Origin of the sequence: Enterococcus sp. DIV0703, assembly GCF_051711065.1 — a bacterium.
Taxonomy (GTDB): Bacteria; Bacillota; Bacilli; order Lactobacillales; family Enterococcaceae; genus Enterococcus_B; species Enterococcus_B hirae.
In genome coordinates this window covers 2,293,634-2,314,954 of the sequence record NZ_JBIOLX010000001.1, presented here as the reverse complement: position 1 = coordinate 2,314,954, position 21,321 = coordinate 2,293,634, and the positions used below count along the sequence as shown (strand labels likewise).

At 36.5% G+C, this 21,321-nt stretch carries 21 protein-coding genes and 1 riboswitch; of the genes, 15 read left to right on the top strand and 6 right to left on the bottom strand.

Annotation, left to right across the window (positions count from 1 at the left end; all coding sequences use genetic code 11):
• Positions 1 to 31: 31 nt before the first annotated feature.
• Positions 32 to 1,105 carry a 23S rRNA (adenine(2503)-C(2))-methyltransferase RlmN gene (rlmN, locus tag IGK81_RS10610; protein WP_034700629.1) on the top strand — a complete coding sequence of 358 codons (1,074 nt, stop codon included), beginning with the start codon at positions 32 to 34 and terminating at the stop codon, positions 1,103 to 1,105.
• A 251-nt stretch (positions 1,106 to 1,356) separates the two neighbouring features.
• Here the strand turns inward: rlmN and IGK81_RS10605 are convergent, their stop codons facing one another.
• On the bottom strand, positions 1,357 to 1,968 hold the full coding sequence (locus IGK81_RS10605) for a hypothetical protein (RefSeq protein ID WP_034700628.1): 612 nt from the start codon (positions 1,966 to 1,968) through the stop codon (positions 1,357 to 1,359).
• Positions 1,969 to 2,636: 668 nt separating this feature from the next.
• Between IGK81_RS10605 and IGK81_RS10600 the strand changes: the two genes are divergently transcribed.
• Both IGK81_RS10600 and IGK81_RS10595 read left to right on the top strand, forming a co-directional pair.
• Entirely contained in the window at positions 2,637 to 3,185 is a 549-nt protein-coding gene (locus IGK81_RS10600; protein ID WP_034700626.1) for an aminoglycoside 6'-N-acetyltransferase, read from the top strand.
• Between the two features lie 353 nt (positions 3,186 to 3,538).
• Positions 3,539 to 5,203, top strand: coding sequence for a peptide ABC transporter substrate-binding protein (locus IGK81_RS10595; protein WP_010737154.1), 1,665 nt, complete (start codon positions 3,539 to 3,541; stop codon positions 5,201 to 5,203).
• Positions 5,204 to 5,282: 79 nt separating this feature from the next.
• Here IGK81_RS10595 and IGK81_RS10590 read toward each other — a convergent pair whose 3' ends face one another.
• Positions 5,283 to 5,627 carry a DUF3899 domain-containing protein gene (locus IGK81_RS10590; protein WP_010720788.1) on the bottom strand — a complete coding sequence of 115 codons (345 nt, stop codon included), beginning with the start codon at positions 5,625 to 5,627 and terminating at the stop codon, positions 5,283 to 5,285.
• A gap of 83 nt (positions 5,628 to 5,710) precedes the next feature.
• Here IGK81_RS10590 and opp3b point away from each other — a divergent pair, with 83 nt between their 5' ends.
• Genes opp3b through IGK81_RS10565 form a run of 5 tightly spaced genes read left to right on the top strand, consistent with a single transcriptional unit; the run spans position 5,711 to position 10,730 of the window.
• Complete coding sequence (opp3b, locus tag IGK81_RS10585; RefSeq protein WP_010720787.1) at positions 5,711 to 6,652, top strand: oligopeptide ABC transporter permease; 942 nt, start codon at positions 5,711 to 5,713, stop codon at positions 6,650 to 6,652.
• A complete protein-coding gene (locus tag IGK81_RS10580) occupies positions 6,653 to 7,696 on the top strand; it encodes an ABC transporter permease (RefSeq protein ID WP_010737155.1) in 1,044 nt (347 codons plus the stop codon).
• A gap of 5 nt (positions 7,697 to 7,701) precedes the next feature.
• Positions 7,702 to 8,778, top strand: coding sequence for an ABC transporter ATP-binding protein (locus IGK81_RS10575; protein WP_010720785.1), 1,077 nt, complete (start codon positions 7,702 to 7,704; stop codon positions 8,776 to 8,778).
• The gene (locus IGK81_RS10570) at positions 8,753 to 9,709 is read left to right on the top strand and encodes an ABC transporter ATP-binding protein (protein WP_010720784.1); all 957 of its coding nucleotides are present in this window, start codon (positions 8,753 to 8,755) and stop codon (positions 9,707 to 9,709) included. Before IGK81_RS10575 ends, IGK81_RS10570 begins: the two co-directional genes overlap by 26 nt.
• A 13-nt stretch (positions 9,710 to 9,722) precedes the next feature.
• Entirely contained in the window at positions 9,723 to 10,730 is a 1,008-nt protein-coding gene (locus tag IGK81_RS10565) for an RNA-guided endonuclease TnpB family protein (protein ID WP_034700625.1), read from the top strand.
• 311 nt (positions 10,731 to 11,041) lie between these two features.
• Here the strand turns inward: IGK81_RS10565 and IGK81_RS10560 are convergent, their stop codons facing one another.
• On the bottom strand, positions 11,042 to 11,863 hold the full coding sequence (locus IGK81_RS10560; protein WP_010737158.1) for an NUDIX domain-containing protein: 822 nt from the start codon (positions 11,861 to 11,863) through the stop codon (positions 11,042 to 11,044).
• Between the two features lie 102 nt (positions 11,864 to 11,965).
• Complete coding sequence (locus tag IGK81_RS10555; RefSeq protein ID WP_010720781.1) at positions 11,966 to 12,244, bottom strand: hypothetical protein; 279 nt, start codon at positions 12,242 to 12,244, stop codon at positions 11,966 to 11,968.
• 431 nt (positions 12,245 to 12,675) lie between these two features.
• Between IGK81_RS10555 and metG the strand changes: the two genes are divergently transcribed.
• The 4 genes from metG to IGK81_RS10535 all read left to right on the top strand — a co-directional run bounded on the left by metG (position 12,676) and on the right by IGK81_RS10535 (position 17,182).
• Positions 12,676 to 14,685: a methionine--tRNA ligase gene (metG, locus tag IGK81_RS10550; protein WP_010720780.1), complete on the top strand. Its 2,010-nt coding sequence runs from the start codon at positions 12,676 to 12,678 to the stop codon at positions 14,683 to 14,685.
• A gap of 572 nt (positions 14,686 to 15,257) precedes the next feature.
• On the top strand, positions 15,258 to 15,851 hold the full coding sequence (locus tag IGK81_RS10545) for a type IV toxin-antitoxin system AbiEi family antitoxin domain-containing protein (protein ID WP_034700624.1): 594 nt from the start codon (positions 15,258 to 15,260) through the stop codon (positions 15,849 to 15,851).
• Positions 15,852 to 15,863: 12 nt separating this feature from the next.
• Positions 15,864 to 16,706: a nucleotidyl transferase AbiEii/AbiGii toxin family protein gene (locus IGK81_RS10540; protein WP_034700623.1), complete on the top strand. Its 843-nt coding sequence runs from the start codon at positions 15,864 to 15,866 to the stop codon at positions 16,704 to 16,706.
• A 278-nt stretch (positions 16,707 to 16,984) separates the two neighbouring features.
• Positions 16,985 to 17,182, top strand: a complete 198-nt coding sequence (locus IGK81_RS10535) for a P-loop NTPase fold protein (protein ID WP_034700621.1) — start codon at positions 16,985 to 16,987, stop codon at positions 17,180 to 17,182.
• Positions 17,183 to 17,254: 72 nt separating this feature from the next.
• Here the strand turns inward: IGK81_RS10535 and IGK81_RS10530 are convergent, their stop codons facing one another.
• Positions 17,255 to 17,599, bottom strand: a complete 345-nt coding sequence (locus tag IGK81_RS10530) for a hypothetical protein (RefSeq protein WP_034700619.1) — start codon at positions 17,597 to 17,599, stop codon at positions 17,255 to 17,257.
• Positions 17,600 to 17,634: 35 nt separating this feature from the next.
• Positions 17,635 to 17,880: a helix-turn-helix domain-containing protein gene (locus tag IGK81_RS10525; protein ID WP_051641784.1), complete on the bottom strand. Its 246-nt coding sequence runs from the start codon at positions 17,878 to 17,880 to the stop codon at positions 17,635 to 17,637.
• A 344-nt stretch (positions 17,881 to 18,224) separates the two neighbouring features.
• A riboswitch (FMN riboswitch) is annotated at positions 18,225 to 18,358 on the top strand.
• A 109-nt stretch (positions 18,359 to 18,467) separates the two neighbouring features.
• On the opposite strand from IGK81_RS10525, the gene ribD reads away from it, so the two are divergent.
• From ribD to IGK81_RS10510, 3 genes are read left to right on the top strand one after another with little or no spacing between them, the layout of a single operon-like run.
• Positions 18,468 to 19,541 (top strand): bifunctional diaminohydroxyphosphoribosylaminopyrimidine deaminase/5-amino-6-(5-phosphoribosylamino)uracil reductase RibD, encoded by a 1,074-nt coding sequence (gene ribD, locus IGK81_RS10520; RefSeq protein WP_034700618.1) that lies wholly within the window; start codon positions 18,468 to 18,470, stop codon positions 19,539 to 19,541.
• Positions 19,526 to 20,146, top strand: a complete 621-nt coding sequence (ribE, locus tag IGK81_RS10515; protein ID WP_034700616.1) for a riboflavin synthase — start codon at positions 19,526 to 19,528, stop codon at positions 20,144 to 20,146. The genes ribD and ribE overlap by 16 nt, the downstream gene beginning before the upstream one ends.
• On the top strand, positions 20,143 to 21,318 hold the full coding sequence (locus IGK81_RS10510; protein WP_034700614.1) for a bifunctional 3,4-dihydroxy-2-butanone-4-phosphate synthase/GTP cyclohydrolase II: 1,176 nt from the start codon (positions 20,143 to 20,145) through the stop codon (positions 21,316 to 21,318). Before ribE ends, IGK81_RS10510 begins: the two co-directional genes overlap by 4 nt.
• Positions 21,319 to 21,321 lie beyond the last annotated feature (3 nt).

Here is a 21,321-nt window from a genome sequence, read left to right as displayed (position 1 = left end):
GCGATACTTTGAAAAAAAGAGGGAAACGATTTTGGAAAAACAATCCATTTATGGTTTAACAATCGAAGAATTAACCAATTGGTTTTTAGAAAACGGCGAAAAAAAATTCCGTGCCGCCCAAGTGTGGGAATGGCTTTATCAAAAGCGTGTCAAAGACTTCTCCGAAATGACCAACTTGTCAAAAAACTTGATAACAAAGTTAACGGATCAGTTTGTGATCAATCCGTTAAAACAAATAGTGGTTCAAGAAGCAACGGATGGCACAGTCAAATATCTATTTGAATTACCAGATAAAAATATGATCGAAACAGTCTTGATGAGACAAGAATATGGATTATCTGTATGTGTGACGACACAAGTCGGCTGTAATATTGGTTGTACTTTTTGTGCAAGTGGTCTGTTAAAAAAGAATCGAGATTTGACAGCTGGAGAAATCGTGGCACAGATCATGATGGTTCAACACTATTTTGATGAACGACAAGAAGGAGAAAGAGTGTCCCATGTGGTTGTGATGGGCATTGGCGAACCGTTCGACAATTATGATAATGTCATGAACTTCTTACACATCATCAATGATGCCAAAGGGTTGGCAATTGGCGCACGACACATTACTGTTTCAACAAGTGGTTTGGCAAATAAGATCAAAGAATTTGCTGATAATGGGTTGCAAGTCAATTTAGCGATCTCATTACATGCACCAAATAACGAGATTCGGACCTCCATCATGCGGATCAATCGGAGTTTCCCAATTGAAAAATTGATGGCTGCAGTAGATGAATATCTTGAAAAAACCAATCGACGAATCACGTTTGAATACATCATGTTGAATCAAGTCAATGATCGTCCGGAGCATGCACAACAATTAGCGGATCTATTAAAAGACAAAAAGAAATTAACGTATGTGAATTTGATCCCTTATAATCCAGTCAGTGAACATGACCAATACTCTCGCAGTCCTAAAGCAGATGTGCTGAAATTTTATGATGTATTGAAAAAGAATGGCATCAATTGCGTGATCCGTAAAGAACACGGTACAGATATCGACGCTGCGTGTGGTCAATTACGGAGTAAACAAATGAAAAAAGGAAAAGCAACGACTAAATAGCATTAGCTAATATCCAGCATCTATGGAGAAGAAACAACAAAGACGACAAAGCCTTATGCTTTGTCGTCTTTTGCTGAGTTTTCTTAGAACCTCAATTTACTGTTTGTTCTTGCGGTTCATCCCAATGCCATACAATATCCATGAGAGAACAAAACAGGATAATGCATACAGAATATCTTTTGTCACGTTCAAGACAGCGAGACTTGAGATGATTGATAATGATAAAAATATCAGAAACTTTCTATTATTCATTATACCAAACATTTGATACTCATTAAGCCTAAAGCAGCAACTACTACTGGGATGGTAAATTCGGCACCAGCTACTTCAAAAACAAGAGCAGCTATTTCTTGCCATGCTTTTTTCTGGATCAATGCCCATAATCCACCAGCAGTTAGACTCATATAGATCGTATCTCCTACATACTCTTTAATACTCTTGCCCATACAATCGGTAAAGCCTCTTCCATTTATAGAATCGATTTCATGCATGGAGCGTTCATTTTCGAAAAATTGCTTAAATAGATAATATGAATTTGAGTTAATTTGTTCAGGAAATTGTGATTCAATTCTAGTGAAATTAATTCCGATAACTTCACCAACACTATTTTTTATTGGTGCTTTTTCAAACATAAACGCTAGCTCTTTAGCAATTTTGTTGATTTCTATTTGCTTTTGATCCTCAGATAATAGGGGTAATCGATTATTTTTGATATCCATACTCAATTGTTTTTGAAATTCTTCAGGGGAAGTACTCTCGTTGGCATAAACAACTGTACCTGTACTAATCAGTAGATTTAAAACCATCAAAAATGACATTGCCAAACAAAAAAATTTTGAATTTCTTGATACATGTAATTCCATCTATAATCACTCTCCTATTTTTTTGGTAACAAGCACTTGTTGTAATAATCTTAATAGAATATACATATTTATACATTAAATCAGTATTTAATTTTTATTAAAATATAATATTTATATCATTTGTTTTTTAAATTTTTTTATTTTTAAATTAAATTTTTGTCAACTTTTATATACAATATTTCTTTATTATAATTATAAAAAATAACGAAATGTATTGAAATGTTGGGTCTGGTATTTATTTATTATAAGATGCTTATATGTATTTTTATTTATTTCGAGAGAGTTAAACATAAAAATTGATATTTCGTTTTCTATTATCTATTTAAAAAAGCAAAATTTTAAAGTAAATCGTTTCTGTTATGACCTCCTTTACGGCGTTCAAGAAGCAACTCCTCAGCAATAAGCGATGATTTTCTAAAATATGAGAAGCTATTTTAAAAAATCCTCTCTTATTCGCTCGGAGCTGAACGCTTCTTTCACGACCTTATCCACGGCGTTCAAAGAGCTGCCCTTCGGTATTAAGTCAAAAAATCTCAAAACATGAAAAGCTGTTTCGAGATTTTCATCCTTAATACTCAGGGCAAACCGCTCTTTTCACGACCTTAAGCATAAACTTTTCTTTTTTCTTTCTAGTACTGCTAAAATAGGCAGAAAAGGGAGGGATAGCGATGATTATCAGTGAGTTTGATCGTGAGAATATTGTCTTGCGAGATCAGCTTGCAGATCTTTTAAGATTGACTTGGCCTGATGAGTATGGAACAGAGCCGATGAAAGAAGTCGAACAGTTGATGGCTCCAGAACGGATTGCTGTATCGGCGATTGAAGGGGAGGAATTGGTCGGTTTTGTTGGAGCGATCCCTCAATATGGCAAAACAGGGTGGGAGTTACATCCTTTGGTAGTAGCAAGCGCGCATCGCAAACAACAAATCGGGACACGATTGGTTTCCTATCTGGAAAAAGAAGTCGCTTCATATGGTGGCCTGGTCATCTATCTAGGGACAGATGATGTTGAAGGACAAACAAATTTAGTTGAAACGGATTTATTTGAAGATACCTTTGCAAAGTTACAAGAAATCAAAAATATCAATCATCATCCCTATACATTTTATGAGAAACTTGGCTATCAGATCATCGGTGTGATCCCAGATGCGAATGGGTGGAACCAGCCTGATATTTGGTTAGCAAAACGAGTGGCCAAAAGAGAGCCAACGGAATAAATTAAGACACTAATATTAGAGAAATGAACGATCCATTTTGTTCTCTAGTATTAGTGTTTTTTTGTTAGAATAAAAAATTATAATCTTTTTATGAGCTAAATCCGAACATTATAGCTGTTTTTACGATTTATTTTTTTTTGATGAAAATTATTTTATTTTTTTATCAAGTAGAAATAAAACCTTATAAAATAAGTGTATTTTCAGAAAAGAACAATAAATATTTCACTATAATGACATTATTTAAAAAAAAACCGAGAAAAAAGTATTGCTTTTTTAATAATTATTCATTAAACTCTTAAACAACTCAGAAAAAACTAATTATTCTGAAAATTTCGACAAAAGGGGTACGGGAAATGAAAAAGAAATGGGCATTTAGTGTTGTAGCCTTGAGTGGGCTGGTACTTGCAGGCTGTTATGGCGGAAGTGCAAATACAAAAAGTAGTAATTCAGCGAGTGGCAACTCTACAGATGGAGGCGGAGTATTCAATTTAGTCGTACCTCAAGAAATGCCAACAGCAGATTTATCGTTAGCAACGGATACAATTAGTTTTACTGCATTAAATAATGTGTATGAGGGAATCTATCGTTTAGATAAGGATAGTAAACCACAACCAGCAGGAGCGAGTGAGCTGGCAGAAGTTAGTGAAGATGGGTTGACTTACAAGATCAAATTGCGTGAAGACGCTAAATGGTCCAATGGTGATCCAGTAGTTGCGGCTGATTATGTTTATGGTTGGCAACGTACAGTGGATGCTGCCACAGCTTCTGAATATGCGTATCTTTTTGCTCCAGTAGCGAATGCAGAAGAAATCACAGCAGGCAAAAAAGATAAATCAGAATTAGGAATCAAAGCAGTAGGCGATCATGAATTAGAAATTACATTAACGAAACAAACGCCATACTTCCAATATTTACTTGCTTTCCCATCATTCTTCCCGCAAAAACAATCAGTGGTGGAAGAAAACGGTGATGCTTACGCTTCAGCAAGTGATAAAGCAGTATACAATGGACCGTTTACCTTAACAGATTTTGACGGACCAGGGACAGATACTGAATGGTCATACAAGAAAAATGATAATTATTGGGATAAAGATGCAGTGAAGTTATCTGAAATCAAAGTTAGCGTGGTCAAAGAATCTTCTACAGCGTTGAATCTCTTTAAAGACGGACAAGCAGATGACGTCATCCTTTCAGGGGAACTCGCTCAACAAAATGCGAATGATCCAGCATATACGTCAGTCAAAGAAGCACGTACGAGCTATATTGAGTTGAACCAACGTGAAGCTGATTCACCATTTAAAAATGTCAACTTAAGAAAAGCTATTTCATACTCAATCAATCGTGATGCGTTAGTGAAACAAGTTCTAGGAGATGGATCGGTTGTGTCAACTGGCTTGATCCCAGCGGACATGTCTAAAAATCCAGAAACAAATGAAGATTTTGCGAAAGAAGCAGGCAAACTTGTTTCTTACGATAAAGACAAAGCAAAAGAATATTGGGAAAAAGCGAAAAAAGAACTTGGCATTGATTCCCTTGAATTCAATTTGATGGCTTCAGATGATGATGCATCGAAAAAAGTGATCGAGTATATCCAAAACTCAATCCAAGAAAATTTAGATGGCGTAAAAGTTAAACCAACACCAGTCCCATTCTCTGTTCGTTTAGACCGTTCGTCTTCAGGAGATTTTGATACTGTATTAGGCGGTTGGGCAGCAGACTATGCTGATCCAAGCAGCTTTACGGACCTATTTGTTGCAGGTAACTCTTATAACCGTGGACAATGGAGTAATGCGGACTACGACAAAGTAGTAGATGACTCAGGGAATAAAGATGCGGGCGATGAGCAAGCACGTTGGGCGGATCTACAAGAAGCAACTAAAATCATGGCAGATGATATGGGTGTGATCCCAGTTTACCAAAAAGCTGAAGGACACTTAGTCAATGAAAAAATCAAAGGAATTGTCCATCACGCTGCAGGAGCTTCATGGGATTACAAATGGACTTATGTAGAAGAATAGGCAAACATTAAGACAAAAAAAGCGGACTAGAGATTAAGGCAGTTGTCTTAATCTCTCTCCACTTTTTAAAGGTTACGTATCATAGAAACGAAAAAATCACCAGCACGATAGAAAGAGCAAGCAAGATTCCGGCAATGATCAGCCAAAAGGTATACATACCATAGCTGGCAGACGAGAGTGAAGAAAATTCTGGTTTTTTCTTGCGGTTTCTTGTTCGGGCTAAATAGATCGATCGTTGAAAATGATCAAAGAAACCCGAGGAAAAAACCCATAAAAATCCGCCGATAATCAAAAACGGCATCGCACATAAAAATAAATCATTTGATAATTGAGTGAGTGTTAGTTGATGATTCAAACTATTTTTTACAATAATCAGGAGAATCAAGACACCAGCAATCAGGTAGGGAAGAGACTTCTTTTTCATCAGTTTGCTCCTTTATCTTTGGTTCATTCATTAATAATGTAGCGAAACATTTGTCAGAAGTCAAAAGCTAGGGGGAAACATTAGTGAATAGTTATCTAAAATATGTATTGAAACGTGTCTTCTTTATGGCCATTACGCTTTGGTTGATTGCCACAATCACGTTCTTCTTAATGCAATTATTACCAGGAACACCTTATACCAACCAAGAGCGCTTGAGTCCTGAAACGATCGCTATGTTGAATCAACAAGTTGGACTGGATAAACCTGTGATCGTCCAATATGGTATTTACTTGTCAAATTTACTTCAAGGAGATTTCGGTATCTCTTTCCAATTTAAAAATCAGCCTGTCGCTCATTTATTAGCTGGTAGAGTAGGTCCTTCATTACAACTAGGACTACAAGCGATTATTTTTGGAACAGTGATCGGTACGATCTTAGGAACGATTTCAGCAATGAAGCAAAACACTTGGGCAGATACTTCTTCCACGTTGGTTGCTATTTTGGGTCGCTCGATCCCTAACTTTGTTTTTGCAGTCTTATTACAATATATTTTTGCGATCCGCTTGCATGTACTGCCGATTGCTAAATGGGACGGCTTCATTTATACGATCCTTCCAACCATTGCATTGGCTATGTCACCTTTAGCCGATTCAGCTCGTTTTATCCGAACAGAAATGGTCGAAGTATTACACAGCGATTACGTGGAATTAGCGAGAGCCAAAGGATTAAGCCGTTGGGAGATCGCCTTTAAACATGGTCTTCGTAATAGTTTGATCCCATTAATGACATTGTTAGGACCGTTAGCAGTTGCTTTGATGACTGGTTCGTTAGTAGTCGAAAACATTTTTGCCATCCCCGGTATTGGTGAGCAATTCGTTAAATCGATCACGACGAATGATTATCCAACGATCATGGCAGTAACGATCCTTTACTCATTTATGTTGATCTTTGTGATTTTAGTCGTTGACCTGCTGTATGGTTTAGTTGATCCAAGAATCCGTGTTTCAGAAGGGAGTCGAAGCTAGATGGAACTGATACCAAAACGTTATGAAACAATAGCAGATATTCCTGCAGATAAATTTCTTCCGCTACAAAAAAACACTGAAGAAGAACGAGAACAAATTGCAGCTCCATCGCTAAATTTCATTCAAGATTCTTGGCGACGTTTAAAGAAAAACAAAGCTGCAGTCGTTTCGATGATTTTACTATCAGTGATCATTTTGATCTCGATCGTTACGATCTTTGTTTCGCCACACAACCCAACAGCACAAAATATTGATTACATCAATCTACCCCCACGTATTCCAGGGTTAAATATCGATGGATTGAATGGAAAAGCGATGGTTGGTGGTGAGTTAGTCGATAAATATGCCCAAGCAAATGTTCCAGCAAATGTGAATTTCTTTTTAGGAACGGATGGTCTAGGACGTGACGTATTAAGTCGGCTATTCATGGGAACACGAATTTCCTTACTGATCGCTTTTATTGCTGCATTATTAGATGTGACGATCGGTGTTGCTTATGGGCTGATTTCTGGTCTGCTAGGCGGACGAATCGACAACGGAATGCAACGTTTCTTAGAGATCTTATCTGGGATTCCTAATCTGGTAGTCATGATTTTAATGTTGGTTGTTTTTGAACCAGGTATTTTTTCCATCGTGGCAGCAATGGCGATCACGAACTGGATTCCGATGGCTCGTATCGTTCGAGCGCAAACCCTGAAACTGAAAGATCAAGAATATGTGTTAGCTGGTATGACATTAGGTGAATCGAAATTGAAAATTGCCTTCAAACATATTTTACCGAACATTTCCAGTGTAATCATTATTCAAATGATGTTTAGTATTCCATCGGCAATTTTCTTTGAAGCCTTTTTAAGTTTCATTGGATTGGGGCTAACGCCACCATCTGCTTCATTGGGAACAATGCTGAGTGATGGCTATAAAACTTTCTTGTACCTGCCATATCTATTATGGATCCCTGCGGCAACGTTGTCTGTTATCATGATCGGCTTCAATTTACTAGCGGACGGATTACGTGATGCCTTTGACCCTAAAATGAAAGAGTGAGGAATATGACAAAAGTTCTTGAAGTTAAAAATTTGCAAATCTCATTTGATACGTACGCTGGGAAAGTCCGAGCGATCCGTGGTGTCAATTTTCATTTAAACAAAGGCGAGACTCTAGCAATTGTTGGAGAATCTGGTAGTGGGAAATCAGTCACTACCAGAAGTATCATGAGATTGTTATCAAGTAATGCTACGATCGATTCGGGCGAGATTTTATTCAAAGGAAAAAATATTGTCGATCAATCAGAAAAAGCCATGCAAAAAATTCGTGGGAAAGAAATCGCAATGATTTTCCAAGATCCAATGACTTCTCTCGATCCTACGATGACGATTGGGAAACAAGTGGCTGAATCCTTGCGAAAACACAATAAAGTTTCGAAAAAAGAAGGACAAAAAGCAGCATTGGAATTACTAAACTTAGTCGGGATTCCTGAGGCTGAAAAACGGATCAACAGTTATCCTCACCAATTTTCAGGAGGACAACGGCAACGGATCGTCATTGCGATTGCGTTGATCTGTTACCCGGAGATCTTGATCGCTGATGAACCAACAACTGCATTAGATGTTACGATTCAAGCCCAGATTTTAGAACTGCTAAAAGAAATCCAAACGAAAATCGATACCTCGATTATCTTTATCACACATGACTTAGGTGTAGTAGCAAATGTAGCGGATCGGGTAGCGGTGATGTATGGCGGAAAGATCATTGAAGTCGGTACCTCGGAAGAAATTTTTTATCATCCGCAACATCCTTACACTTGGGGCTTGTTAGGTTCGATGCCGACCTTAGATAGTGCGAATGAACGACTTTATGCGATCCCAGGTTCACCACCTGATTTATTGAATCCACCTAAAGGCGATGCCTTTTATCCACGGAATGAATATGCCCTGCAGATTGATGCAGAAGAAGAACCACCATTTTTTGAATTATCAAAAACACATCAAGCAGCAACTTGGCTTTTAGCACCTCAAGCACCAAAAGTAGAGCCACCTGAAGAAATCAAACGTCGTTGGGCGATTTTTGAAGAAAAGCAAAAAGCGAATGGAGGGATGACGAATGCCAAAAAAACTGCTAGAGGTTAATGGTCTAAAACAATATTTCAATATTGGAAAGAAAAATGAAGTTCACGCAGTCAATGATATTAGCTTTCATATTTATGAAGGGGAAACCTTTGGCTTAGTTGGTGAATCAGGTAGTGGTAAATCAACCACTGGGCGGACAGTCATTCGCTTAAATGAACCGACCGATGGCGAGATTTTCTTTGATGGAAAAGATGTCACCAAGCTAAAAGGAAAACAAGAAATGGCTAAGTTTCGCCGTGAGGTTCAGATGATCTTCCAAGACCCTTATGCATCATTGAATCCCCGAATGAAAGTTCGTGACATCATTGCAGAAGGGATCGATGTCAATGGATTGGTCAAGTCTCCTGAAGAACGTTCAGAAAAAGTGGATGAGCTTCTTCGAACGGTAGGATTGAATCCGAGCCATGGTACACGTTATCCTCATGAATTTTCAGGTGGACAACGACAACGGATTGGGATTGCACGTGCCTTAGCAGTTAACCCTCGTTTTATTATTTGTGATGAGCCGATTTCGGCTTTAGACGTATCGATTCAAGCACAAGTGGTCAATTTATTACAGGATCTGCAAAAACAACAACAACTAACGTACTTATTCATTGCTCATGATTTATCCATGGTCAAACATATCAGTGATCGGATCGGTGTCATGCACAACGGTCGTTTATTGGAAATGGGAACAAGTGATGAGATTTACCACCATGGGGTTCATCCTTATACGGAAAGTTTATTATCTGCAATTCCACTACCAGATCCCGATCATGAAAGACAGCGGAAAAGAATCAAGTATCAACCAGAACCAGAAGATGGGCAAAAACGGACATTAAGAGAAATTGCCCCAGAGCATTTTGTCTATGCGACAGAGCAAGAAGTGGCTTATTACGCAAAAAAATTGAAACGGCAAAAAGAAGCGAGCTTACTTGTGACGTCTTAGGAGGTAAGTGCTGATGCTAAAAGCCTTTAAATTCCGAATTTATCCCACGGCTTCACAAAAGCAATGGTTTGTTCAAAATTTTGGCTGTGTTCGTTTTACGTATAACCACTTACTAAAAGCCCGTCAGGAAAGCTACGCTAAAACAGGTGTCATCGATTATACACTGACTCCTGCTTCTTTAAAAAAGCAATATGATTTTTTAAAAAAAGCAGACAGCTTAGCGCTTGCGAATGCACAACTAAATCTAGATCGTGCGTTTCGTAATTATTTTAAAAAACGTGCCAGTTTTCCAAAATTGAAAAATAAAAAAAGTATGTGGCAGTCTTATACAACAAATAATCAAAAAGGCACAATTTATTTGAAAGATAAGTATCTAAAACTGCCAAAACAGAAAGAACTCATTCAGGTAAACCTCCATCGACCGATCGAAGGAGAGATTCGTTCAGCGACGATCTCCTCACGGTATAATGAAGCTTTTTATGTTTCTTTACTCTGTGAGGTTTCAGCGAAAGAAATAACAGAGTCTCGTCGTTGGATCGGTGTGGCTTATGATCCGCAAAAACTAATCGAGACATCCTCTCCAGTTGATGTACCATTACCATTGTTGAAAAAAACTGAAAAAGAAATGCAGCTGGCTAAGAGAAAATTAGGGATTAAGGGACGGGCAGCTCAGAAACGAAAAGCTCGTTTGGAACGATCGAAGAACTATCAAAAACAAAAGCGTAAAGTAATGGATCTTTATTTAAAACAAAAATTTCAAAAAGAAAATTATTTGGAACAGTTATCTGGCAAATTGATTCGTTATTATGACTATTTGTTTGTAGAAGCTGTCCCTAATGAAACTTTCTTGTCAGACTTCTCACTTCAAGATTGGTATAAATTAGTGACTAAGCTGAGGTATAAAGCAAACTGGTATAATAAAACGTTGATTTTGATTAATATGAATGAACAAACCGATCCTTTAGTGATTAAAAAAAGTCTAGAACTAGAAAAAATCGGGAAACAAGTGATTTTTGAATAAATGAACTGGTAGGAGCGCTAGGGATCGCCTTGTTGATAAAAAACACTTGCTGTTTTTGTTTCTAGGAATTTTCTTCTCAAGAAAAGCTCACTAATTATGATAAACCAAACAAGGAGGTAATGACCTTTCTGGCTAACCTCTAAAATAAGCCGAAGAATACCAAAAGCATTGCTTTTGTGTAATTCTTCGGCTTATTTATGAGAAGTATTTATCCATCAGATGGTCATTAATGGGTGACTGATCAGGTATTTGCTGATTGCAGAAAAATCGAATAAAAATCTTTGGTATTTCAGCTTTCTGAAATCTTCACCTTATTCATAGTTTCCAGGCTTCAACTGATAAATCTTGGATGGACGACCAATTCCTACTGGTCGTTCACCAATTTCATCAAAGTATTGCAGCATCGCTTTTTTGAAATTTGAATGATCAATCATTTTAAAATCGATCCCTAAAAATTTTGCAAATACTTTTCGGGCTTCTGTGATCGTAAAATCTTTACCTAATACTTGTAAGACTTGTGGTTCATGTTCCATTTTATTTGTCACTCGATTAAATGCTTTCGTAATGATCTCACTATGGTCAAATGCTAAAGTATCTTTGCCAGAAGATTCACTTGTCAGTAAATCTAAAGAAATAGCAACTTCATCACTCGTTAGATGGATTTTGTTTCCTTGGCGTGTCAAGGTAAACCATCGGACTTCTTCTGCATCGTCACCAGCAATCAACGGTTCTTCACCAATAAAAGCCAAGTAACTGACAGTTACGACCCAGCCTCGAGGGTCTCGGTTCGGTGTGCTGAAGGTGTGTAGCTGCTCAATATTTTCCTGAGAAATCACGACACCCGTTTCCTCTTTGGTTTCACGTAAGACACTTTCACCAGTGGATTCATTCTTTTGGACAAAACCACCTGGTAAAGCCCATGAATTTCGGTAGGGATGCCCTTTTCTTTGGATCAGTAAAATTTTTAACTGGTCTTCTTCCTTGTTGTAACACATCAACACGATATCAACAGTCAAAGAAGGTTTGTCATATTCTGGGCGTTCTTGCTTTTGATACCAGTCAAGAAAATCAGCTTCACTTGCTTCATGTTCATAATATAACTTTTCCTCTTCTTTAGAAGCAAATTGTTTCATCTTTTAACCTCCTGATGACGTTCTTGTTTAAATATACTTTTATCTTATTTTAGCAGACTCCAAAAAAAAACCAAAGTTTTCCTTGGAGAAAGACTTCTATACTTAGATAGGGAATAAAAACGGTAGGAGTAAATTGAACAAGAAGAAAAGTAAATAGATCAGTAACAGTTTTCTATTTTCTTCACGAAGCGTTACATACCCACAAAAAATGATATAAAAATTGAGAACAAAACGAAAAACTTGGGTAAATAAAAGAAACTGATTCAAGCTTCCTTGGAGGTTAAAATAACCATATAATCGTATATAAAAATAGCTGAACAGCCAGTGTAACACTGAAAGCAGTGCAATACTGATTGTAAAATAAAGATGTTTTTTTTGCATAAAATTTCAGCCTTTCTTGGACAATGGAATGTCTATTAGTCGTAAACATAAACAACCGAGTTCAGATCCACTTGCTTTTGGGTTGTTATAAAAAGGTTTATTTAGAAGGGAGAACGATGTATTCTTCCTATAAGCAGCTACTAAGTCGAAACCATGTTTCATCAAAATAAAACAACAGAACTGCTACAAGATTCCGTGACATTGTGAGAGATAACCTACATGTAAACATGCTGCTTACTAAAAACGAAACTTACTGATTCCAAGGTTTCTTCTCACACACTATTAATTATTATAGCATGTTTTACTAGGAAAATAATAAAGAGGAAAGGCATTTGTTAGAGGGTAGCGAAAAAATCGTCGCAGTCTTTTTGATTTATGGTATACTAGCAAGGAAATGAATTCGCATCATGCGATAAAGGAGGAAGAGCCCCATGGCAGAAAAGGAAACTTTTTATATTACGACGCCAATCTATTATCCAAGTGGCAAACTGCATATTGGTAATTCGTATACAACGATTGCCTGTGATGCAGTTGCACGTTATAAGCGATTGATGGGCTTTGATGTGTTTTATCTAACTGGGGTGGATGAACACGGTCAAAAAATAGAAAAAAAAGCAGCAGAATTAGGTGTTGAACCACAAGCCTATGTCGATAAGATGGCTGCGGATGTGAAAAAACTTTGGAAAACGCTGGATATCAGTTATGACAAATTCATTCGAACAACGGATGATTATCATAAAGCGGCTGTTCAAAAAATCTTTGATCGTCTAGTTGAACAAGGCGATATTTATCTTGGCGAATATGAAGGCTGGTATTCTGTTTCGGATGAAGAATTTTTCACTGAAACACAATTAGCAGAAGTTTATAAAGACGAAGAAGGAAATGTAATCGGTGGGAAAGCTCCAAGTGGGCATGAAGTCGAATTAGTCAAAGAAGAATCTTATTTCTTCCGTATGAGCAAATATGCTGATCGTCTTTTAGAGTATTACCAAGAGCATCCTGAATTTATCCAACCAGAATCTCGTAAGAAAGAAATGATCAATAACTTTATCAAACCAGGGTTAGAAGATCTTGCTGTTTCCAGAACGACATTTAGTTGGGGGATCCCTGTGAAAGACGACCCTAAACATGTCGTTTATGTTTGGATCGATGCGTTATCCAACTATATTACTGCATTAGGTTACGGCTCTGATGATGATAGCTTATTCCAAAAATATTGGCCGGCAGATGTCCATATGGTTGGAAAAGAAATTGTCCGTTTCCATACGATCTATTGGCCGATCATGTTGATGGCATTAGATTTACCGTTACCGAAAAAAGTCTTTGGTCACGGTTGGTTGTTGATGAAAGACGGAAAAATGTCTAAGTCAAAAGGAAACGTTGTTTATCCAGAGATGCTAGTTGAACGTTATGGTCTCGATGCGCTGCGTTACTATTTACTTCGTGCTGTTCCATTTGGTTCAGATGGCGTATTTACACCAGAAGATTTTGTTTCTCGGGTCAACTATGACTTGGCGAACGATCTTGGAAACCTATTGAATCGTACCGTTGCAATGATCAATAAATATTGTGATGGGATCGTTCCTGACTATGCTTCTTTAGTGACGCCTTTTGATAGTGAATTATCAACAACAGCTGCAAATGTCGTCGGGCGATATCATGATGCGATGGAAAAAATGGAGTTCAATACGGCATTAGCTGAAATTTGGGTCTTGATTTCTCGTGCAAATAAATATATCGATGAAACAGAGCCATGGGTTTTAGTCAAAGACGAGGACAAGAAAAAAGAATTAGCGAGTGTAATGATCCATCTAGCAGAATCATTACGGATCACTGCGATCTTATTGCAACCGATCATGACAGAAACGCCAATTAAAATCTTTAATCAATTAGGACTAGACCCAGAAACGATGAATCTTCAAGGCTTGCACTTTGGCGAATTTCCTTCTGGAACAAAAGTGGTTGCTAAAGGTACACCAATTTTCCCACGGTTGGACATGGAAGAAGAAATCAGCTATATCCAAGCGAAAATGTCTGAAGGAACACAAACGAATGAAGAATCAGTGAAATGGGACCCCGAAGAAACTGAGCTTGTTTCAACTAAAGACAAACAAATCAAATTTGATGTATTTGAAAAAGTGGAATTAAAAGTAGCTGAAGTCATCAACTGTCAAAAAGTTGAAGGAGCAGATAAGCTATTGCAATTCCGTTTAGATGCGGGAGATAACCAAGACCGCCAAATTTTATCAGGTATCGCTGAATTTTATCCTGATCCAAGTGAATTGATCGGCAAAAAACTAGTGATCGTAGCGAATTTGAAACCACGTAAGATGCGTGGACAAATCAGTCAAGGGATGATTCTTTCTGCAGAAGCACCAGATGGCACGTTACAAGTAGTCGAAGCGCCAAAATCAATGCCAAATGGTTCAGAAATTGGGTAAGATGAACATCCATATGATTTAGGTCAATAATCAGTAAGCGTGAATGGTGAGCCAATCATCATAAAAAGTAGTGTAGTCAAATGATGTTGGTAAAGAATAATCTTAGAATAATTTGGACAGAAAGAAGAAATACTTCTTTCTGTCTTTTTTATTTGGTTGGTTTTAATAGGACGAATCATAAATCGTCGCAATAATTGTCCTTCTAATAAATGATCCTAGAGGAGACGACAAATAACAATGTGGATATTCTTCGGGCGTGTATTGAAGAGTATCTTTGCCAATCAATTAAATTTGCCATTATATTTTTTTGGGTTAAATTATTTTCCTCAAAATAGATAATTAGGTTTAGAATATTTAAAGTCCTTCGATAAGCTGAGTATAAGACATTTTGAGTCCTCCTATGAATTGATTCGTCAAATTAATTCTAAAGGATTCCAGGTGTCTTTTTTACCCTTTTACATCATAAAAAAGATGTTGGCGAATTTCATCGACATCAAAGTTCATCTTGTTACAATTAAACTACCATGATATAATTTAAGTAGTGTATTTGTAACGAAAGAAGAGGTAAGTAAATGCAAGATAAATTGAAAGAATTGTTGGCTATTCGCGATGGAAATTTATCTATGAAGGAAGCCAGAAAATTTGGAATCGCAGCAACCACTGTACAAAGATTGGTGAACCAAGGAAATTTGATCAAAGTTGATCGTGGTTATTATGTAGAGGATGGTCATGGAATAGATGATTTATTTTGGCTTCAGCAACGATTTTCCAGGGGAATCTTTTCTCATGAAACGACTTTAGATATTTACCAGCTTTCTACGAATATGCCGAAATTCATTCATTTAACTTTTCCCCATGGATACAATGTTGATCGTTCAATTACAAAAGAGCAGCAGTTACAATTTCATTTCGTGAAGAAAGAAGTTTATGAGCTAGGAAAAGTAGAGGGAACTTCCTTCCAAGGGAATCCTATTACTATGTATGATAAAGAGCGTACACTTTGTGATATTTGGAATCCGAGATATGAAATTGAATACGAAATGAAATTAGCAGCATTAAAAGAGTACATGGAAGATCCATTGAGAGATCCGAGCAAATTAAGAGATTATATGACAAAACTACATGTAGAAAAAGAAATGAAATACCACATGCAAAGCTTATATTAATGGAGGGAAAAGATGACACCGACACAATTTGCATCAAAAACCAGAAATTTAGCAAAGAGTACAGGGCTAAATGCACAGTTAGTACAACGGCATTTTATGATGGATCGTTTAATTGAACAAATTTCTGAATCAAAGTACAAAAATGACTTCATTTTGAAAGGTGGCTTTTTATTAGGATCAAAATATGGAATCGATAGAAGGACAACAATTGATATCGACACGACATTTAGAAATAGCAAATTAACTGAAGAAAAATTGAAGAATATTTTTAATGATTTGATTAGGAAGCCCACGAAAGAAGGTATTGTTTTCTCTATTCAAGGAATGAAGGAAACAAGAGAAGCCGATTTTTATCCTGGATTTCAAATTAAATTGGTGGCTAATTTAGAGAAAGTGCGTGTGCCGTTTAAAATGGACGTGACAACAGGAGATTCTATTTATCCTGAAGTAGATACACACTATCACCAATTAATGTTTGAAGATAAAAAAGTGGAGATTCCAGCTTATCCAACAGAACAAATTATTGCAGAAAAGCTAAGTGCTACGTTCAGCTTTGGTACAGATAATTCGAGAGTAAAAGATTACTATGACTTATTTACCATACCAAAATTAGAAAATATTGATACGAAAGAGTTATATAAAAGTGTTCGAAATACATTCACAAAACGTGGAGATACCGAATCTTTGTCTTTTTATTATGAAAGAGAAATGGAAAAGATCAGAGGAAACGACTATTTGGAAGAACAGTGGGAAAAATATCGTTCAGTTAACACGTTTGCGAAATCCATTTCATTTACAGATACAGTCAACGAAATTGAGCACCTAATGAAAAGCATGATTAAAATTGAAAATTGAGAAACGAAGAGATTAAGCTGATAAATAATGTAACTTTAGAACGTATAGTACCATAACTAAGTTGAGCAATAGGAAATAAATTGCTAGTTAGTATTAGTACCAAATTGTGCTAAATTCTTATTTGGCAGCTATGTGAATCGCAAACTATTTTTACTATATATAATTCTAATGAACTGAAATATATTAAAAAAGATACACTTGGGAAATTTATTTCTTAGGAGGGGATTGTCATAAAGCAAATAGAGTTAGAAAGAATTGATACTACAGAAGCAGTAAAAATGTTTTCAAAATTAATTAAAGCAAAAAAGACATTTTTTTTAAATGGAACTTGGGGATCTGGAAAAACTGAATGTTTAAATAGGGTAAGCAATCAAGCAGAAGAAAAAAATTTTATATTTTTAAAATTGTGGGAGTTGAAAGATGAGATTGCCGATAGTCATTCAAAAATGTCGTTTTGGACACACCGACATTTTTGAATGACTATTGACAGTATTTATCAAAATTAGGACTTATTAACTTGATTTTAAACTGACGAAATTAATAATAAATTAATTAGGAGAATAAGCGATATAAATATTTTTTAAGCGAGGGTATTCGATTAAATCGATAGTAAACACTCCATCGTATGGGATAAGTTTATTTGATTTCAAAGATTTATTTTTTGTTTTATAGAGGCTAACTGTCATTTCGTCAGCACCACTTTCTACATAATACCCAGCTTCATTTCCTGTGATATGTAAAATAATTTTTAATTGATGGTCTTCAAGAAAAACTTCCTTTATTTCATGTTTCTTTAAGGTGAAAATTTCAGAATTTTTTGGAAGAACATCCTTAACAAAAATTATCGTAGGTTTTTTTGGATATAAAAGAAAAATGATAGTCCCAATAGCCACTAATAGTAATCCAGCCAAAATAACAGAGATCTTTTTTATCTTTTTTTCTTTGTTAAATCATTATCCACGGCTTCCATTATTTTTTGATCTTCATTCAAAAGATAATCAAGAGATACACCTAAAACATTAGATATATCAATAATTGTTTGAATATCGGGATAATTTCTACCAATTCCCCAATTTGAAATCGCTGAACGACTTACATTTAACTGTTCAGCCAAATCCGCTTGGGTCAAATTCATTTTCTTCCTTTCTTGTTTTAACAGTTTTCCAAATTCCATAAAAACCTCCTATATTTCTTTTTCCTTTTTAATTATATTTAAACATAAAAAGAGGTACAATTAGTCAGAAATTGTGGAATATGACTATTATCATGATGTCACAGATTGTGACTTCATACAATCGAGATAACCAAGCGTTTGCAAACGATTTTAAAAGACGAAAAATAACGAAGCTGATATTTAGGTAAAATGAATCAATTTTTAGGAGACTATTTTATAAATATGTAATACTTGTTCTAATCATATGATTAGCATTAAATAAACGAGGACGTCCATACGCCATTTTCTCTCTATTTTTTAGGTTGACACAATTAAGTTTTAAGAATATACTCTAAACGAATTGAATATTTCTTCGGGGCAGGGTGTAATTCCCGACCGACGGTGACGAGTTTACTCGAAGTCCGTGACCCACATTTTTGTGGTTGAGCCAGTGAGAATCTGGCACCGACAGTTAAAGTCTGGATGGGAGAAGAAAAATCGACTGAAGATCGGTTTTATTTGTATTAAAATCGATTATCTTTAGGTTTATTTAGTTATGCCCTGTGATTAATTTCGCAGGGCTTTTTTTGTTGAAAGGGGGAATTGATATGCACCAGTCGTTCATGATGGCTGCGATTGAAGAGGCAAAAAAAGGAAAGGGAAATACCTTTACCAATCCATTAGTTGGAGCAGCGATTGTAAAAGAAGGAAAGCTACTCTCACTAGGTGCTCATTTACAATATGGCGAGTCCCACGCTGAAGTAAATGCTATTCAAAATTGTGATTCCCCCGAAGAACTGTTTAATTCAACTCTATATGTTACCTTAGAACCTTGTAACCACCAAGGGAAACAGCCGCCTTGTACGCAAGCTATTATTCAGTCTGGTATCTCAACGGTAGTCATAGGTCAGCTTGACCCAAATCCTTTAGTAGCAGGAAAAGGTAAAAAATTTCTACAAAAGCATGGAATCAAAGTAATTGTAGGTGTGGAAGAAGAGAAATGTAGAGCACTGAACCCTTTTTATAACCATTTTTTTGAAAGGGATCGTCCCTATATCACATTAAAACAAGCTATTACACTAGATGGAAAGATTTCTTTAAAGGAAGGTTCGCGGTACTCAATAACAGGTACAGAGGCAATCTCAAGAGTACGGAAAGAGCGAGGAGAACATCAAGGAATCGTAGTGGGAAGCGAAACCGTTCTAGTTGATAACCCTATTTTGTTGCCTGATATCGTAACTAACTTTCCACCAGTGCGCATTGTTTTGGATCGTAGAGGGCGGATTCTTAAAAATCCTAAACTCAATCTTTTTCAAACGACAACAAATCCAGTCTGGATATTTACGGAAAACCCTAAGCTAAAGGAACTGTTTCCCCATGTAACTATTTTTTATACGCCTAAGTTTTCTTTTACCTTCTTTATTGAGACCATGAGAAAAAGAGGTGTTCAGTCGCTGTATATAGAAGGTGGAGCGAAAATTCATGATGCTTTTTTAGCAGAAAATCTCTGGGATGAAGTCATCAGTTATATTGCGCCCAAACTTTTTGGTGGAAACAGTCCGATGTCCTTTCATAGTGAACGTTTAGTTTCTAAAGAACAACAATTAGTATTTTTGGAAGTTGAACAGCTTGGAAAAGACATTCGAGTTAGGGGGAAACGAAAGCAATGTTCACAGGATTAATCGCCGAGCAAGGAAAAGTCAAAGAAATTAGACGAAACCAACAAATGATCCAACTCACTTTCCAAGCTTCAAACAGTATACTAAGTGATTACAAAATTGGAGATAGCATGGCAGTCAATGGCGTGTGTTTAACTGCTATTGAGGTTTCAAGCACATTTTTTAAAGCTGAAATAATGCCTGAAACTTTTAAACGGACTACTTTCTCCACCGTAAAAGTTGGAGAGAGGGTAAATCTAGAACGAGCAGTTTTGATGACGCAACGCTTTGAAGGACATTTTGTTTCGGGACATATTGATACTGTTACAAGATTGATCAAAAAAATAGAGAATCAAAACGCATTAATTTTGACGTTTGCTTATCCAACCAAATATGCAGGTGAAATCATTCCGCAAGGATCAATTGCAATTAATGGAGTAAGTTTAACAGTTACGGATACTACAGCAGCAAGCTTTTCAGTTAGTCTGATTCCACATTCTAAATCCTTAACAAATCTGGGGAATTTAGGTGTAGGACATCTTGTGAATATAGAAACGGATATCGTTGGGAAATATGTAAAGGCACAGAGAAATAAATTTGAAATGTACAAGGAGAAGGACTTACTATGAGTAATATTACTGAAGCAATCAAGACTTTGAAAAAGGGTGGTCTAATCATTGTAGCTGATGATGAAGATAGAGAATCAGAAGGAGATTTGGTTGGTTTAGCCGAATATGTGACACCTGAGGCAGTAAATTTCATGACCAAATTTGGTCGAGGATTAATCTGTGCGCCAATATCGAAGAAGATTGCGCAACGCTTATCTTTAGGAGAAATGACAACTCATAATACTGATGCGTTTGGTACAGCTTTTACGATTAGTGTGGATCATAAACATACGAAGACTGGTATTTCAGTATTTGATCGAGCTACTTCCATTAAAGCATTGGCTGATCCTCATTCGAAATCAAGTGATTTTCTTAGACCAGGACATATTTTTCCTTTGATTAGTGTAGATGGCGGAACGCTTATACGTCGAGGACACACCGAAGCTGCAATTGATTTAGCCAAATTAGCTAATAGTGTAGAGGCTGCTTATATCTGTGAGATTCTGAAAGAAGATGGAACGATGGCAAGAATGAAAGATTTGACCCGTTTATCTGAAGAATGGCAATTACCCTTAATTACGATTGAAGAGTTGGCAAATTATTTAGAAGAAAATAGTCATATAACCGTAAATTTACCGACAGATTATGGTGATTTCAAATTGACTATTTATGAAGACGAAGAAAAACGGGAGCATCTATTGTTAACAAAGGGAGATATTCAAAATAGTCAGTTTCCTACATTAGTCCGAGTTCATTCGGAATGTCTAACTGGTGATGTCTTCGGGTCTCAGCGTTGCGATTGTGGGGAACAGTTACATGAAGCGATGAGAATGATCGAGGAAGAGGGGACTGGAGCTATTCTTTATCTTCGTCAAGAAGGCCGCGGAATCGGATTGAGGAATAAGTTAAAAGCGTATCAATTGCAGGAAAAAGGATTGGATACTTATGAAGCAAATACTGAATTGGGTTTTGCTCCGGATGAACGGGATTATCACTTTGCAGCAGAAATTTTAAAATCAATTGGTGTAACGTCCATTCGTTTACTTACAAACAATCCCGATAAAGTAATAGAGTTACAACAAGATGGAATTACGATTGTCGATAGGGTACCAATTGAAACCGTTCCGAAAAAGGAAAACCAAGCCTATTTAAAAACAAAAAAAGATAAGTTTCACCATTACTTATCAGTATAAAAA

Bases quoted from the DNA above. Each gene is read 5' to 3' on its own strand.
- IGK81_RS10580 (WP_010737155.1), top strand. From the start codon at position 6,653: ATGGAACTGATACCAAAACGTTATGAAACAATAGCAGATATTCCTGCA.
- IGK81_RS10545 (WP_034700624.1), top strand. From the start codon at position 15,258: ATGCAAGATAAATTGAAAGAATTGTTGGCTATTCGCGATGGAAATTTA.
- IGK81_RS10510 (WP_034700614.1), top strand. From the start codon at position 20,143: ATGAGTAATATTACTGAAGCAATCAAGACTTTGAAAAAGGGTGGTCTA.
- IGK81_RS10535 (WP_034700621.1), top strand. From the start codon at position 16,985: ATGTTTTCAAAATTAATTAAAGCAAAAAAGACATTTTTTTTAAATGGA.
- IGK81_RS10565 (WP_034700625.1), top strand. From the start codon at position 9,723: ATGCTAAAAGCCTTTAAATTCCGAATTTATCCCACGGCTTCACAAAAG.
- IGK81_RS10555 (WP_010720781.1), bottom strand. From the start codon at position 12,244: ATGCAAAAAAAACATCTTTATTTTACAATCAGTATTGCACTGCTTTCA.
- IGK81_RS10595 (WP_010737154.1), top strand. From the start codon at position 3,539: ATGAAAAAGAAATGGGCATTTAGTGTTGTAGCCTTGAGTGGGCTGGTA.
- IGK81_RS10560 (WP_010737158.1), bottom strand. From the start codon at position 11,863: ATGAAACAATTTGCTTCTAAAGAAGAGGAAAAGTTATATTATGAACAT.
- metG (WP_010720780.1), top strand. From the start codon at position 12,676: ATGGCAGAAAAGGAAACTTTTTATATTACGACGCCAATCTATTATCCA.
- ribD (WP_034700618.1), top strand. From the start codon at position 18,468: ATGCACCAGTCGTTCATGATGGCTGCGATTGAAGAGGCAAAAAAAGGA.
- IGK81_RS10575 (WP_010720785.1), top strand. From the start codon at position 7,702: ATGACAAAAGTTCTTGAAGTTAAAAATTTGCAAATCTCATTTGATACG.
- IGK81_RS10600 (WP_034700626.1), top strand. From the start codon at position 2,637: ATGATTATCAGTGAGTTTGATCGTGAGAATATTGTCTTGCGAGATCAG.
- IGK81_RS10525 (WP_051641784.1), bottom strand. From the start codon at position 17,880: ATGGAATTTGGAAAACTGTTAAAACAAGAAAGGAAGAAAATGAATTTG.
- IGK81_RS10605 (WP_034700628.1), bottom strand. From the start codon at position 1,968: ATGGAATTACATGTATCAAGAAATTCAAAATTTTTTTGTTTGGCAATG.
- IGK81_RS10570 (WP_010720784.1), top strand. From the start codon at position 8,753: ATGCCAAAAAAACTGCTAGAGGTTAATGGTCTAAAACAATATTTCAAT.
- IGK81_RS10540 (WP_034700623.1), top strand. From the start codon at position 15,864: ATGACACCGACACAATTTGCATCAAAAACCAGAAATTTAGCAAAGAGT.
- IGK81_RS10590 (WP_010720788.1), bottom strand. From the start codon at position 5,627: ATGAAAAAGAAGTCTCTTCCCTACCTGATTGCTGGTGTCTTGATTCTC.
- ribE (WP_034700616.1), top strand. From the start codon at position 19,526: ATGTTCACAGGATTAATCGCCGAGCAAGGAAAAGTCAAAGAAATTAGA.